Raw genomic sequence first — 15,104 nt, forward strand, 5'->3', positions numbered from 1 at the left:
AGTAAGTTTTAAAATTAAGTCTTACCTGCTTTTCTTAATAGATATTATGCAACCTATCAACTATTTATTAACAAGTTTCAAAATAAATAATTTCATTCAATAGATTAATTTTCTAAAATATCCTTTGCTTCAGCTACAGTATATAAAGAACCACTGATTACAATTAGGTCATTAACCTCCGCAACTTGTTTGGTATAATCTATAGCTTTGACTAATTCTTCTTCTAGTTTTACATTAGAGTTATACTGAATTACTTCTTCTTTTATATTAGTAACTTCTTCCACTCGCTCATTTATATTTTCAGCTATTATTACTTGCCTGGCACTTGGGGCCAATTGACTGATAATCCCTTTTACATCTTTATCAGCTAAAATACTAACTACTAAAAATAAATTATCATATTCTAAATTTCTAATAGCTTCTTTTAATTTCTTAGCTGCAGCATAATTATGAGCACCATCAAGAATAATAGTTGGCTGCGTAGATGTTACTTCTAACCTCCCGGGCCAATTTACTTTAGATATTCCCTGCTTAATCTCTACCTTAGTAACTGGAAATTGATCATTTAAAATTTCTATGGCTGATAAAGCAGTAGCAGCATTAACTATTTGATGATTGCCTAATAAAGGAAGTTGTAACTTGTTATAAACTTCCTGCTCTCCCCTAATATCAAATACCTGTTTTAATAGTCTTACTTGATATTTTTTCCAACTAAATTTATTGTATACATTTACTAACCTTGCTTCTTTTTCTGAACAAACTTGTTTTAAACAAGATAAAACTTCTTTATTTTGAGTAGCAGTAATTACAAATTGATCTGGCTTAATAATTCCTGCCTTTTCAACAGCAATTTCGCTTATTGTATTTCCTAAATAGTCAGTGTGATCTAAACTTACATTTGTAATAATAGATATTAGAGTATCCACTACATTAGTAGCATCCAGTCTGCCACCCATTCCTACTTCTAAAATTGCTAAATCTACCTTTTGGTCAGCAAAATAGCTTATAGCTAGTGCAGTAATAACTTCAAAAAAAGTAGGATGTTCTAATTTATAGTTCACTTTCTTAATCGCTATTTTTAATTTATTAACTAATTTCTTTAAATCTTGGTCACTAATATTTTCATCATTAATTCTAATTCGTTCATTAAATTCAATTAAGTGTGGGGAGTTATAAGTACCTACTTTATAACCTGCTTCTTTATAGATTGAAGTCAATATAGCTGCAGTAGACCCCTTACCATTAGTCCCTCCAACATGAATAATATTAAGCTTTTCTTCAGGGTTTCCCAAGTAATCTAATAATAATTCCATTCGCTCTAAGCCAGGCTTTATTCCAAATTTATTTAAAGATTCCAAATACTCTATTGCTTTCATCTTTTCACCTCAATTAAAATATGATACAATAAAAATAAATGACCACTAATTACTAACTAAAAAAGGAGAGGATAATATGAAAGGACTATCTGTTCTAGGCAGTCCTCGTCATAACGGAAATAATGCATTATTACTTCAAGAAATAAATTCTAGTTTAAAAGAAAATTGTAATATTAAATTAGATAAAATAGAAATAGATAACCTAGATATTAGCCCCTGTCTATCTTGTGATTATTGTAAAAAAAATATAAACTGTACTATTGCAGATGATATGATAAAACTCTACTCTAAGTTTGATGAAGCAGATATAATCTTAATTTCCTCTCCTCTTTATTTTAACACTGTTTCAGCTCAATTAAAAGCAATGATTGATCGTTGTCAAGCATTATGGGCCAACCGCTTTGTATTAAAGAAACCATTAATTGACCCTAACAAAAAAAGGTTAGGAGCTTTTGTCTCCACAGCTGGTCAACCTATAACTAATGATAGATTTAAGTACGTAACTAGTACTCTAGATTTATTCTTTAAAGCAATTAGTGCTGACTACTATGATAATTTTTTTGTTGGTAATATAGACCACAAACCAATTACTAATAGACCTAAAATCATCTCTGATGCTTATGATTGGGGAGAACGATTGGCCCAAGAATTAAAAAGACTATAGCTTATATATAAATTTAGATATACTGCTTTTATTTCCTGTTTAAATTTTAGAGGGTTTCGCAATAATTTAAATTTTTTATTACAATTAGAGAGGAGATAACAAATGAAGGCTAAAAAAATTATCAAAATTGATGAAAATAAGTGTAATGGGTGTGGAGAATGTATCACAACTTGTAATAAAGGTGGACTAAAAATCATTGATGGGATAGCAAAATTAGTTAAAGAATCACTTTGTGGATCTTTTATCGACTGTATTGGGGACTGTCCTACTGGAGCTTTAACCATTAAAAATAAAAGATTATCAGCTAGTAACACATTGGCTCCTAATGCTGGTTGTTATTTGAGTGGTAGATATGATGCTAATGACTGGCTTACTTAAATATTGAATCTAAAAAGCCAGTCTCTAATTAGAGACTGGCTTTTTAGCTATCCTTTTAATTCTGCTAATCGCTCTTGTAATTGTTCTTTTTTAGCAGTATATTCTTTCTTTTTCTCTCTCTCTTCTTCTACCAAATGATCCGGTGCATTATTAACAAATCCTTCATTAGCTAACTTTCCTTTGGCCCGTTCTATCTCATACTCTACATCTTCAATTTCTTCCTCTAATCTTGCCACCTCTTTATCAATATCAATTAAATCTTTTAGTGGTAGGATAATCTCTACCTGATTAGTGATTGCTGTTGAAGCTTTATCTGGTCTATCATCAACTTCAGCTGTAATTGTTAAGTCACTTACTTTAGATAAATCAGCAATATAATCTCTACCTTCTGCAATCACATCTAATTTAGCTTGCTCCTCAGAGGTTAAAATAGCTGTAATCTCTTTTCCAGGGTTAACCTTCATTTCATTTCTAATATTTCTAACACTTCTAATTACATCCATTACTATATCCATTTTAGCTTCAGCTTGATCATTAATGGCTATACTATCTGGTTCAGGCCAAGTAGCAGTCATCAAACTATCCTCTACACTAGGTAAACAATCCCAAATTTCTTCAGTGATAAATGGCATACATGGATGTAATAATTTTAAAATATTACTTAAAGTATACCACACTACATATTGTGCCGTTTGATATGCTGCTTGATCTTCATCCTGGTATAATCGTGGTTTAATTAACTCAATATACCAATCACAAAATTCACTCCACACAAAATCATATAATTCTTGGGCTACTTGACCAAATTGATAGTCATCTAATAAATCAGTTACTTGTTTAATTTTTTTATTTAAGCGACTTAACATCCACTGGTCAGCTAAAGTATATTTTAAATTACCATAATCTATTTCATCTAACTCAAAATCTTCTAAATTCATTAGTACAAATCGAGAAGCATTCCATAACTTGTTAGCAAAGTTTCTACTAGCTTCAACTCTTTCCTCTCGATACCGAATATCATTACCTGGTGTATTACCAGTAATTAAAGTAAATCGTAAAGTATCAGCTCCATATTGATTAATAACTTCAATAGGATCTACTCCATTACCTAATGATTTACTCATTTTTCTTCCTTGCGAATCCCTTACTAAACCATGAATATAAATATCAGAAAAAGGTTTCTCCTCCATAAACTCTAAAGACATAAAAATCATTCTAGCTACCCAAAAGAAAATAATATCTCGACCAGTAACTAATACATCAGTCGGATAAAAATAATCTACCTCTGCTTTATCCTCGGGCCAACCTAAAGTAGAAAAAGGCCAAAGTCCAGAACTAAACCATGTATCTAATACATCTTCATCCTGCTGTAACTTAGAACTATCACATTCCGAACAATTCGTTGGCTCTTTAGAGGTTACAATCACTTCACCACAATCTTGACAATACCAAACTGGAATTTGATGTCCCCACCACAACTGTCTAGAAATACACCAATCTCTAATATTCTCCATCCAGTTAAAATAAACTTTATCAAATCGCTCTGGGACAAAATTAATATCTCCATTCTTTACAGCTTCAATAGCTGGTGTGGCTAGCTGCTCCATATCAACAAACCACTGTTTAGAAACTAAAGGTTCAATAACAGTATCACAACGATAGCACTGTCCTACTGAGTGTTCATGTTCTTCAATTCCTGTTAATAGACCAGTAGACTTTAGATCGTCAATTAACTGCTTGCGGCATTCATAACGATCCATTCCTTCATATTTACCAGCTTCACTAGTCATATTAGCTTGATCATCAATCACCTTAATAATTTCTAAATCATGACGTTGACCTATTTCAAAATCATTAGGATCATGAGCAGGTGTCACCTTGACCATACCAGTACCAAATTCAGAATCTACATAATCATCAGCAATAATCTCAACCTCTCGATTAACAATCGGTACAATTACCTTCTCACCAATTAAGTCCTGATATCGCTCATCATCTGGGTTAACAGCTATTGCTGTATCTCCTAACATAGTTTCTGGTCTAGTAGTAGCAACTACAATATAATCATCTTTATCTTTGAAGTTATATTTTAATTGATATAATTCGCCTGGTTGATCCTCGTGTTCTACCTCAACATCTGATAAAGTAGTTTCACAATCAGGACACCAATTTATAATATAATCCCCTTGATAAATTAATCCTTTATCATATAATTGGACAAAAGCTTCTTTAACTGCTTTATTACATCCTTCATCCATTGTAAACCTTTCTTTATCCCAATCACAAGAAACCCCTAATTTAGTAAGCTGGTTAGTAATTGTGTTTCCATACTCTTCTGTCCAATCCCAGGCCCGCTCTAAAAATTCTTCTCTATTTATATCATCTTTAGTTAATCCTTCTTCCTCTCGCATTTTATTAACTACTTTAACCTCAGTAGCAATACTAGCATGATCTGTCCCTGGTACCCATAAAGCTTCATATCCTTGCATTCGCTTCCAACGAATTAAAATATCTTGAAAAGTCATATCTAAAGCATGACCAATATGTAATTGACCAGTAACATTAGGAGGCGGCATCATAATTGTAAACGACTCTTTATCTTCATTAACCTCCGCTTGAAAAAATTGATTTTCTTGCCAATAATCATACCATTTTTCTTCTACTTGATCTGGATTATAAGTTGTTGATAGATTTTCCTTGCCCATTTTACTTCCCCCTTTATTAATTCTACAATTTAAACAATAAAAAAAGATCCCCTCCATCCTTAGTTAAGGACGAAAGAGGATCTTTCGCGGTACCACCTTAGTTCCTTACGGCTCTTAAACTAGGTAACGCCTAGCATTCGGCTAAAACTACTTTAACTTCATTTTAGCAACTCAGAAACGACTTCAATTAATATCACCTAGAGTACCTCCCAGCTTTGAGTACTCCTCTCTATAAGTGAGGGATTAATTTACTACTTTTCTTCACAGTTTTTCCCGTTTTCAATTATTTCATCTATAATCATATAATTATTTCTCCAAGTTGTCAACTATATTAAACTATTATATCTGAAAAGGAAAAATAACAAAGACTAATAAATCCCATACAGAATGAGAAATAATAACTGACATCAAACTATAATTCTCTACAATTAACCAGCCCCAAAACAATCCTGCTAGCAATGCAGCTATAATTAACACAATATTTCCCGTCCATAAATGAAGTGCTGCATAAAGTAAAGAAGCAAAGAGATAACCTAGCTTATCTCCAAAGTTGATACTTAAAGTCCGTTGAAGAAATCCTCTCCAAAAAATCTCTTCAGCAGGGCCAATAACAATTACCAATAATAAACCAACCAAAGCTAAATTTAACTCTTGGCGATACTGATACACTGTAGCTATCTTTATTATAGTATGAGGCATCAAGAGCTGACCTATTTGATTTCCTAACCAAAACAGGATATATAATATCCCAGCTGATACCACTCCAACAATTAAATCACTTACTTGTAAATCAAAATCAAATTTCTTATACCTGCTAGCAATTACCAGTTGAATAATTGCTACTAGACTTAACCTCGACCAAAAGTTTACAAGATTAGTTCTAAAAACTATGATCCATAATAAATTGATAAATACTATTACATAACCTAACTGTTGCAAAGAGATCTTTTTCTTCAGCTTCATAATACTACCCTAAAAAGTTAGCACTTATTATTGCTAAAGTTAACAAAGCCCCAAATTTAAAATGTAATTGAGCTGTTTGAAGATCAATCTGTTGTACATTTAATTTAGAATTAACTGTAGCTCTTCTAACTAAAGACATATTATTAAAGGCATACGGCAAGGTTATCAAAGAAATTAAAGCCCACTTAGTAATAACTCCTTTTAATACCAACCAGACTAATATTAAATAGGCTAAGGAAACTAACCCTAAATATAACTTAGCTGCTAATTCTCTTCCTAATAAAATTGCCAAAGTCTTAATTTCAACATTAGAATCATGTTCAATATCACGAAAGTCGTTCCCTTGTAAAATAGCACTAACTAATAATCCTAAGGGAATAGAGATTAATAAAACTTGATGGTTATAGCTAGCTGTTTGTACATAATAAGAACCAATTACTATCAACGGGCCAAATAAAAGAAAAACCATAGGAACCCCTAAAGCATAATATTTATAGTTAATTGGCTTAGCAGTATAAAAACAACCTCCTAAGATACCAATTATAGATAAAATGACTACTAGAGCCCCCCGTAAATAAGATAAATAAAAAATAATTGGCAGTGCTAATCCAAAGCAGATTAATCCTACAGTTTTAATCTGACTAGCAGGAATCAAACCGGCTACCAAAATACCACTAGAACCGTAAGAATCTTTAGTATCAACTTTAGATTTATAATCATAGTAATCATTTAATAAATTAGACCCACCATGTAATAATACTATCCCACAAATAGTCAATATAAACAAGCCTATATCAAATTGGCCCTGTTTAATTGCTAATCCCGTTCCCAAAAAAACCGGTAGCAAAGAAGCAGTAAAAAATAAAGGACGAAAAGCCTTAATCCATATTTTAAGTGGAAACATTATCTCACTCCTTAATTCCTTTTAGAGTGATTATTCCCCAGATCACAAATTAATATACTATTAATCAATAAATTGATTAATAAATTTAAATACTTCTTTCTTTCCCTCACCTGTTTTAGCAGAAAAGAAGGTAAAAGGAACAAATGGAGTTAAGTGTAATCTTTCTTTAATCAATTTTTCTTGTTGTCTACGTTGACTTCTTTTTAGTTTGTCTACTTTTGTAGCAACTATTAAAGTTGGCATATTCATTTCTAATAGCCAATCATACATCATCAAATCATCATTAGTAGGTTTATGACGAGAATCAATTACTAGTATTACTCCCTCTAAATGAGATCGATTAAATAAATAATTTTCAATCATTACTCCCCATTCTTCTTTTACTTTATCTGGTACTTTAGCAAAACCATACCCTGGTAAATCAACAAAATAGAAATAGTTATCCATTTTATAAAAGTTAATTGATTGAGTTTTTCCTGGCTTTGAACTAGTGAAAGCTAACTTACGACGATTAATTACTTTGTTAATTAAAGAAGATTTACCAACATTAGAACGCCCCGCCAAAGCAACCTCTGGCAAATTATGAAAGGGATATTCTTCTCTTTTATGAGTACTGCAAACAAATTCTGGATTATTAATCTTCATCTTGCTCATCCTTTAGCGAAACTTCTTGAAGTACTTGTTCCATATCTTCAACTAAAACAATTTCTAAATCTTGTTTAACATTATCAGGTATATCCTCTAAGTTCTTCTCATTTTCATGACAGAGAATAACTTTTTCAATTCCCGCTCTTTGTGCAGCTAAAACTTTACTCTTAATCCCACCAACAGGTAAGACTTTTCCCCTTAATGTTACCTCTCCAGTCATAGCAACTTTTCCACTAACTGGCTTATCAGCCAAAGCAGAAATTAAAGCTGTTGCTAAAGTAATTCCTGCTGAAGGACCATCCTTCGGAATTGCTCCTTGAGGAACATGTACATGAATATCATATTTTTTATAGAATTTATCTTCAAAATTAAATTTATCAGCTTGAGTTCGAGCATAACTTAAAGCAGTCTGAGCTGATTCTTTCATTACATCCCCTAATTTACCAGTTAAAGTTAATTTACCTTCCCCAGGTACTATAGAGACTTCAATATTAAGAATATCTCCTCCAGCCGACGTCCAAGCTAACCCTGTTACAACACCTCTTCTATCCTTAGCTTCTATTTTTCCATACTTGTATTTAGGTATACCTAAATACTTTTTTAAATTTCGCAAATCAACTCTAGTGGTTCGTTCTTTTCCTTCTACTACTTTTTTAGCTGCCTTTCGACAAACTGAAGCTATCTTCCTTTCTAAATTTCTAACTCCAGCTTCTCTAGTATAATTTCTAATAACCTTTTGTAATGCATTATCAGATACAACTAATTGCTCATCATTTAAACCATGATTCTTTAATTCTTTAGGTAATAAATGATTCTTAGCAATTTCTACTTTTTCTTCTTCTGTGTATCCCGAAATCTTAATTACTTCCATTCTATCTAATAATGGTCTTGGAATTGTATCAATACTATTGGCAGTAGTAATAAACATTACATCAGATAGATCAAATGGAACTTCTAAATAATGATCACTAAATTCATTATTCTGTTCCGGATCCAAGACCTCTAATAAAGCAGCCGCAGGATCTCCTCTAAAATCACCCTTAACTTTATCAATTTCATCTAATAAGAAAAGAGGATTCTTAGTACCAGCATCTCGCATGGCATTAATTATTCTTCCAGGTCTTGCTCCTACATAAGTTCTTCTATGTCCTCTAATTTCAGCTTCATCTCTTAAACCACCTAATGAAAGCCTTACAAATTCTTTTCCGATAGCTTCTGCAACTGACCTACCTAAAGAAGTTTTACCAACCCCCGGTGGCCCTACTAAACACAAAATAGGAGTCTTCATCTTATCACTTAATTTCTTAACTGCCAAATATTCTAAAATACGTTCCTTAACATCTTCTAAGCCATAGTGATCCTGATTAAGCTTTTCCTCTACTTGATCAATCACTAGTTTATCTTCACTATAATTATTCCAAGGTAAATCAAGAATACAATCTAAATATTTTCTAACTACAACAGCTTCATTTGCATTAGGAGGCATCTTCTGTAATTTCTCTGCTTCTTCAACTGCTTTTTCTTCAACTTCCTCTGGTAGATTAGCTTCTTTAATCTGTTCTTTATACTGCTCTACCTCATTATTAGAACCATCTTCTCCTAACTCTTTCTTAATAGCTTTCATTTGCTCTTTAAGATAGTATTCTTTTTGCCTCTTTTCTACTTGTTGACGAACTTCATCATTTATTTTATTTTTAACTTCTAGAATCTCCAATTCTCTATCTAAAATATTATAAATTCTTTGTAAACGCTCCCGAGAAGAAATAGCCTCTAAAATTTGTTGTTGCTGCTTAGTTTTTAAAGACATATGAGAAGCAATAATATCAACTAGTCTGCCTGGGTCTTCTATATTAGTTACCGTCATCATAGTTTCAGGTGGAAGTTTCTTATTATCCTTTACATACTCCTCAAAATTATTAACAACACTTCTCATCAAAGCTTCAATTTCTGTTTCATCTTCTGGTTCTTCTTCTTCTAATACCTTAAATCCAACTTCAAAATAGGGCTCTTCTTGTAATAAACTTGTAATTTCTACCCTTTGCATCCCTTCTACTAAAATCTTTATTGTTCCATCAGGTAATCTCATTAATTGCTTTATTTGAGCAATGGTTCCTATATTATAGATATCATCAAATGTAGGCTCTTCTATAGCCTCATCTTTTTGAGCAGATAATAAAATTTTCTTATCTTCAACCATTACTTCTTCTAAAGCAGCTATTGACTTATCTCTTCCAACCAATAAAGAAGTAATCATATTAGGAAAAATAATTAATCCTCGTAAAGCTAATAGTGGCATATTTCCACTATTAGCCTTTAATTCTTTACTATCTTCAGCTACCATTTTTTGTTTCTTTTCTTCTGTCATATCCACACCTCCATATCCAACTATCTACAATTAATCTTTTTATACTACCGAAGCAGGAATAGAATCCACTTCTAAATCAAATTCTAACTCTTCATTTTCTTTTAGAGCATCTTTAACTATTGCTTTTTCTAATGCTTGTTTTAGTGTACTAATTTTAATAATTTCTACATCAGAAAATTCTTCGCTGTTAAATAAATCCTGCCAATTATCACTAGGAATCAAAATCTGTTTAGCCCCTGCTCTAACAGCAGCTCTTACTTTAGGTACAACCCCACCAATAGGTCTAATTACACCATTGACTGATATTTTTCCAGTCATAGCAACCTGATTACTGACTGGCTTACCTGTTAAAGCAGAGTATAAAGCTACTGCCATAGTTACTCCTGCAGATGGACCATCTACTACTGCATCACTAGTAAAATCAATATGTATATCATACTCATTTAAATCGGTATCTAAAATCTTCTTAACTACCGTAATTACATTTTCAGCAGAATCCTTTACCATACTCTTTCTTCTAATTTTTCGATGACGAGTTCCTTGTTCCTCTTCTTGAGCAACTCCAGTAATATTTAACCTTCCACTACTATTTCCAACTTTCGTTGCAGAAACCTCTAATTGATCGACAGTACCTCTATTAGCACCCATTACCGCTAAACCATTTACCACTCCCACTTGAGACTTATCAGGGATTTGATCAAGAGCACGAGGAGAATAATGCCCATTAATTATTACCCTCTCCATATCTTCTCTTTTTATCTTTTTACGGTCCTCAGTTAATGCAATACCCCCAGCTGTTTGAACCATATTAACTGCTTCTCGCCCATTAGTTGCATATTTCTTGATTATATCAATTAATCCTTCTTGAATTGCAAAATCTATCTTTTTAATTGCTTTTTGCACAATTTTTTCTATATCTGCAGGCATTAATGGGTTAAAGAATATCTCTAAACATCGAGAACGAATAGCTGGTGGAATCTCTTGAGGAGTTCTTGTTGTAGCACCTATTAATCTAAAATCTGCTGGTAACCCTTTTTGAAAAATTTCATGAATATGGCGAGGAATATTTTTATCTTCCTCCTGGTAGTAAGAACTATCTAAGAAAACTTTCCTATCTTCTAGTACCTTTAATAGCTTATTCATCTGAATATGATGTAACTCCCCAATCTCATCTATAAACAAAACACCACCATGTGCTTTAGTTACTGCTCCTGGCTTTGGTTGAGGAATTCCAGCTGATCCCATAGCTCCTGCTCCTTGGTAAATTGGATCATGAACAGACCCGATTAAAGGATCTGCAATTCCTCGCTCATCAAATCGAGCCGTTGTAGCATCTAGCTCCACAAAATCTGACTCCCCATCAAATGGTGAATCAGCTCGCTTTCTTGCCTCTTCTAAAACTAATCTAGCAGCTGCTGTTTTACCTATCCCTGGTGGACCATAAATAATTACATGTTGTGGGTTTGGCCCACATATGGCTGCTTGCAATGCTTTAATACCATCTTCTTGTCCAACTATGTCAGAAAATTGACTAGGCCTTATCTTTTCAGCTAAAGGTTTTGTTAAAGATCTTCGTCGCATTTTATGTAGTTTCTCTAATTCTTTCTTAGAATCCTTATTAATAGCTTTTTTATTACTACGTTGTTTCTGCAACATATTCCAAAAATAAACCCCAATTACTATTGTAAACAAAAACTGAACTAAACTAAAAATATTAACTGCAAAATTCATTTAAATCCCTCCTAGAGAATCTTACTCATAAATTATTATTACCCTAAGAGAGAAGTTTTATCCTTAAATAAAGAAGAAACTGCTTAAATTTAAGCAGTTTCTTCTCTCTGATCACTCACCTTCACTAGTTTTGGAGTAGCACCATCGTTAACTACTTCCTCAGTAATAATACACTTAGAAACATCTTCATATGATGGAATATCGTACATAATATCTAAGATTGATTCTTCAATTACCGAACGTAATCCCCGAGCACCAGTTCCTCGATCTAAAGTTTTACGAGCTATAGCACGTAAGGATTCTTCAGTAAACTCTAAATCAATATTATCTAATTCAAAGAATTTGGTATATTGTTTGACTAATGCGTTACGTGGTTCAGTTAGAATTTCAACTAAATCATCTTCACTAAGCTTATCTAAAGTAGTAATTACTGGAATACGACCCGCAAATTCTGGAATCAATCCATACTTTAATAGGTCTTGAGCCATAACATGGCTTAAAATTTCACCAATATCTTCCTCATCTTTACTCTTAACATCAGCACCAAATCCTAATACTTTATTACCAATTCTAGATTTAATCATCTTATCTAAACCATCAAATGCTCCCCCACAGATAAATAAAATATTTGTAGTATCTATTTGAATGAACTCTTGATGAGGGTGTTTTCTACCTCCCTGTGGTGGTACACTAGCTTCAGTTCCTTCTAATATCTTTAATAATGCCTGTTGAACCCCTTCTCCAGATACATCACGAGTAATTGAAGGATTTTCAGACTTCCGTGCTACTTTATCTATCTCATCAATATAAATAATTCCTTGCTCTGCTTTTTCAACATCATAATCAGCAGCTTGAATTAACTTTAGTAGGATATTTTCAACATCTTCTCCAACATAACCTGCTTCAGTTAAAGATGTAGCATCCGCAATAGCAAATGGAACATCTAACATCCGGGCCAAAGTTCTAGCCAATAAAGTCTTACCAGAACCAGTAGGGCCAACCATACAAATATTACTCTTTTCTAATTCTACATCATCGATCTCCATTCCAGAGTTAACCCGTTTATAGTGATTATAAACTGCTACTGATAAAGATCTTTTAGCAGGGTCTTGCCCAATTACATATTCATCTAAAAATTCCTTTATTTCTTGAGGTTTGGGAACATTATCTAAATTCGTTTCAATATCTTCTTGTAGCTCCTCTTCAATAATTTCATTACATAAATCTATACATTCATCACAAATATAAACTCCAGGCCCAGCTACAAGCTTTTGTACTTGGTCTTGAATCTTGCCACAAAAAGAACACTTTAACTGTCCTTTTTCTTCCCCAAATTTAAACATCATATCACCTCTTTAAAAGTGTGCACTTTTTTTAATTACGACTTAATCTCTTTCTCACGAGTAATAACCTCATCAATAATACCATATTCTTGAGCTTCACTAGCTGACATAAAGAAATCCCGATCTACATCTTCAGAAATCTTTTCTATTGGCTGTCCAGTGTGATCAGCTAAAATATCATTGATGATTCTTCTTAATTCTAATATTTCATTAGCTTGTATCTCTATATCTGTGGCCTGCCCTTGAGCACCACCCATTGGCTGATGGATCATAATTCTAGAGTATGGCAAAGCATATCTTTTACCAGAAGTACCACCAGATAATAATAAAGCAGCAGCACTAGCAGCAAGGCCCATGCAAATTGTAGATACATCCGGTTTAATATATTGCATTGTATCATACATTGCTAAAGCTGCAGTTACAGATCCTCCAGGACTATTAATATATATGTAAATATCTTTATCAGGGTCTTCGGCTTCTAAAAATAATAATTGCGCAATTACTGTATTAGCTACTTGATCATTAATCTCACTACCAATAAATACAATTCGATCCTTTAATAATCGAGAATAAATATCATAGGAACGTTCTCCCCTATTAGTCTTTTCAACTACCGTTGGCACTAAGTTCATAAAATTTCCCTCCCTCTTTTTATATCTATACCCAGCTCAATGATTTTTAAACTGATTTTAATTATTTTCTGCTAAAAAATCAATTGCTTTTTGCATTTTTAGGTTTTCTCTTAAACTGTCTAGTTGACCTTGCATCTGTAAGAAAGCTTTAATTTGATCTTTATCTTGCCCTTGTTGCTCTGCAATATCAGCTACTCTATCATCTATTTCATCCTCTGTAACTTCAATTCCTTCTTCTTCAGCAATAGCTTCTAAAACTAAATTAGACTTTGCTCTATTTTCAGCTTCTTCTCTATGTTGTTCTCTTAATTGATTTTCATCCATACCAGTCATTTGTAAATATTGTTCAAATTCAATACCTTGCTGTTGTGCTTGCATTTTAAACTGATTTAACATATTTTCAATTTCATTTTCAACCATTGTTTCTGGAATATCAACTTCAGAATTTTCTGCTACAGCATCAACTAATTGATTTTGATACTCTCGTTCTTGTCTTTGCTCTTCTCTTTCTTTTAAATCCTCTTTAATATTATCTTTTAAATCTGCTAAAGAATCAAATTCTAAGTCTTTAGCGAATTCATCATCTAATTCTGGTGCTTCTTTTTCTTTGATTTCCTTAACTGTTACTGTAAAGACTGCATCTTTACCTGCTACATCATCATTATGATAACTTTCAGGGAACGTAACCTCAACTTCTACCTCTTGACCTACTTTAACTCCAACTAATTGATCCTCAAATCCAGGAATAAATTGTTCAGATCCAATTTCTAAATTATAATCTTCTGCTGTACCACCTTCAAAAACCTCACCATCTATCTTACCTTCAAAATCAATAGTAGTAAAGTCTCCGCTTTCAACAATATCTCTATCTACTGCTACTAATTGAGAGTGTCTCTGTCGTCGAGCCTCTAATTCTTGTTCTATCTGTTCATCAGTTACTTCTATATTTGGTTCTTCAACATCTAAATCTGTATAATTTCCTAGTTCAACTTCTGGCTTTACTTCTACTTCTGCAGTAAAAGTAGCTGGCTTTCCTTCTTCAATAAATACATCCGTAATTTCTGGTTTAGCAATCGGTTCAAGGTCTGATTCTTGAACTGCCTCTTGATATCCTTGAGGAATTAAAATATCCAATGCGTCTTTATGTAATACCTCTTTACCATATTTTTGTTCTAATATCTTACGTGGCACCTTTCCTTTTCTAAATCCTGGCATATCTACTTCTTTAACAATCTTCTTATAAGCTTGCTGTAATGCCTCTGCAACCTTTTCTTCATTAACCTCAACATCTAATGCTACTTTATTTCCTTCTAATTGTTCTTTATTTACCTTCATTTACATTTCCTCCCTATTATCATATTATGCTTGTTTAACTTGATTAATACAATAAATAGC

Annotated in this window: 12 protein-coding genes and 1 other annotated feature; of the genes, 2 read left to right on the top strand and 10 right to left on the bottom strand. The window is 32.7% G+C overall.

The window, feature by feature from the left end; genetic code table 11:
* Positions 1–104: 104 nt before the first annotated feature.
* A complete protein-coding gene (locus HALHA_RS09860) occupies positions 105–1,376 on the bottom strand; it encodes a bifunctional folylpolyglutamate synthase/dihydrofolate synthase (RefSeq protein ID WP_015327631.1) in 1,272 nt (423 codons plus the stop codon).
* Positions 1,377–1,452: 76 nt separating this feature from the next.
* On the opposite strand from HALHA_RS09860, the gene HALHA_RS09865 reads away from it, so the two are divergent.
* Complete coding sequence (locus HALHA_RS09865) at positions 1,453–2,040, top strand: flavodoxin family protein (RefSeq protein WP_015327632.1); 588 nt, start codon at positions 1,453–1,455, stop codon at positions 2,038–2,040.
* A gap of 102 nt (positions 2,041–2,142) precedes the next feature.
* A complete protein-coding gene (locus HALHA_RS09870) occupies positions 2,143–2,418 on the top strand; it encodes an ATP-binding protein (RefSeq protein ID WP_015327633.1) in 276 nt (91 codons plus the stop codon).
* Positions 2,419–2,465: 47 nt separating this feature from the next.
* Here the strand turns inward: HALHA_RS09870 and HALHA_RS09875 are convergent, their stop codons facing one another.
* The 9 genes from HALHA_RS09875 to tig all read right to left on the bottom strand — a co-directional run bounded on the left by HALHA_RS09875 (position 2,466) and on the right by tig (position 15,044).
* A complete protein-coding gene (locus HALHA_RS09875) occupies positions 2,466–5,123 on the bottom strand; it encodes a valine--tRNA ligase (protein ID WP_015327634.1) in 2,658 nt (885 codons plus the stop codon).
* Positions 5,124–5,185: 62 nt separating this feature from the next.
* Positions 5,186–5,397, bottom strand: a binding site (T-box leader).
* 65 nt (positions 5,398–5,462) lie between these two features.
* A complete protein-coding gene (locus HALHA_RS09880; protein ID WP_015327635.1) occupies positions 5,463–6,086 on the bottom strand; it encodes a CPBP family intramembrane glutamic endopeptidase in 624 nt (207 codons plus the stop codon).
* Between the two features lie 4 nt (positions 6,087–6,090).
* Positions 6,091–6,990, bottom strand: coding sequence for a 1,4-dihydroxy-2-naphthoate octaprenyltransferase (gene menA / locus HALHA_RS09885; protein WP_015327636.1), 900 nt, complete (start codon positions 6,988–6,990; stop codon positions 6,091–6,093).
* Between the two features lie 60 nt (positions 6,991–7,050).
* Positions 7,051–7,635 (bottom strand): ribosome biogenesis GTP-binding protein YihA/YsxC, encoded by a 585-nt coding sequence (gene yihA, locus HALHA_RS09890; protein ID WP_015327637.1) that lies wholly within the window; start codon positions 7,633–7,635, stop codon positions 7,051–7,053.
* Positions 7,625–10,003 carry an endopeptidase La gene (gene lon, locus HALHA_RS09895; protein WP_015327638.1) on the bottom strand — a complete coding sequence of 793 codons (2,379 nt, stop codon included), beginning with the start codon at positions 10,001–10,003 and terminating at the stop codon, positions 7,625–7,627. The genes yihA and lon overlap by 11 nt, the downstream gene beginning before the upstream one ends.
* Positions 10,004–10,042: 39 nt before the next feature.
* Positions 10,043–11,734 carry an ATP-dependent protease LonB gene (lonB, locus tag HALHA_RS09900; RefSeq protein ID WP_015327639.1) on the bottom strand — a complete coding sequence of 564 codons (1,692 nt, stop codon included), beginning with the start codon at positions 11,732–11,734 and terminating at the stop codon, positions 10,043–10,045.
* Positions 11,735–11,823: 89 nt separating this feature from the next.
* The gene (gene clpX, locus HALHA_RS09905; RefSeq protein ID WP_015327640.1) at positions 11,824–13,077 is read right to left on the bottom strand and encodes an ATP-dependent Clp protease ATP-binding subunit ClpX; all 1,254 of its coding nucleotides are present in this window, start codon (positions 13,075–13,077) and stop codon (positions 11,824–11,826) included.
* A 35-nt stretch (positions 13,078–13,112) separates the two neighbouring features.
* Positions 13,113–13,709, bottom strand: coding sequence for an ATP-dependent Clp endopeptidase proteolytic subunit ClpP (gene clpP / locus HALHA_RS09910; protein WP_015327641.1), 597 nt, complete (start codon positions 13,707–13,709; stop codon positions 13,113–13,115).
* A 57-nt stretch (positions 13,710–13,766) separates the two neighbouring features.
* The gene (gene tig, locus HALHA_RS09915; RefSeq protein WP_015327642.1) at positions 13,767–15,044 is read right to left on the bottom strand and encodes a trigger factor; all 1,278 of its coding nucleotides are present in this window, start codon (positions 15,042–15,044) and stop codon (positions 13,767–13,769) included.
* Positions 15,045–15,104: the final 60 nt, after the last annotated feature.

The sequence above is a fragment of the Halobacteroides halobius DSM 5150 genome (assembly GCF_000328625.1).
Lineage (GTDB): Bacteria > Bacillota > Halanaerobiia > Halobacteroidales > Halobacteroidaceae > Halobacteroides > Halobacteroides halobius.

What these genes read in the sequence shown, in the direction of transcription:
- HALHA_RS09860 (WP_015327631.1), bottom strand. Translation starts at nt 1,376, where the DNA reads ATGAAAGCAATAGAGTATTTGGAATCTTTAAATAAATTTGGAATAAAG.
- HALHA_RS09865 (WP_015327632.1), top strand. Translation starts at nt 1,453, where the DNA reads ATGAAAGGACTATCTGTTCTAGGCAGTCCTCGTCATAACGGAAATAAT.
- HALHA_RS09870 (WP_015327633.1), top strand. Translation starts at nt 2,143, where the DNA reads ATGAAGGCTAAAAAAATTATCAAAATTGATGAAAATAAGTGTAATGGG.
- HALHA_RS09875 (WP_015327634.1), bottom strand. Translation starts at nt 5,123, where the DNA reads ATGGGCAAGGAAAATCTATCAACAACTTATAATCCAGATCAAGTAGAA.
- HALHA_RS09880 (WP_015327635.1), bottom strand. Translation starts at nt 6,086, where the DNA reads ATGAAGCTGAAGAAAAAGATCTCTTTGCAACAGTTAGGTTATGTAATA.
- menA (WP_015327636.1), bottom strand. Translation starts at nt 6,990, where the DNA reads ATGTTTCCACTTAAAATATGGATTAAGGCTTTTCGTCCTTTATTTTTT.
- yihA (WP_015327637.1), bottom strand. Translation starts at nt 7,635, where the DNA reads ATGAAGATTAATAATCCAGAATTTGTTTGCAGTACTCATAAAAGAGAA.
- lon (WP_015327638.1), bottom strand. Translation starts at nt 10,003, where the DNA reads ATGACAGAAGAAAAGAAACAAAAAATGGTAGCTGAAGATAGTAAAGAA.
- lonB (WP_015327639.1), bottom strand. Translation starts at nt 11,734, where the DNA reads ATGAATTTTGCAGTTAATATTTTTAGTTTAGTTCAGTTTTTGTTTACA.
- clpX (WP_015327640.1), bottom strand. Translation starts at nt 13,077, where the DNA reads ATGTTTAAATTTGGGGAAGAAAAAGGACAGTTAAAGTGTTCTTTTTGT.
- clpP (WP_015327641.1), bottom strand. Translation starts at nt 13,709, where the DNA reads ATGAACTTAGTGCCAACGGTAGTTGAAAAGACTAATAGGGGAGAACGT.
- tig (WP_015327642.1), bottom strand. Translation starts at nt 15,044, where the DNA reads ATGAAGGTAAATAAAGAACAATTAGAAGGAAATAAAGTAGCATTAGAT.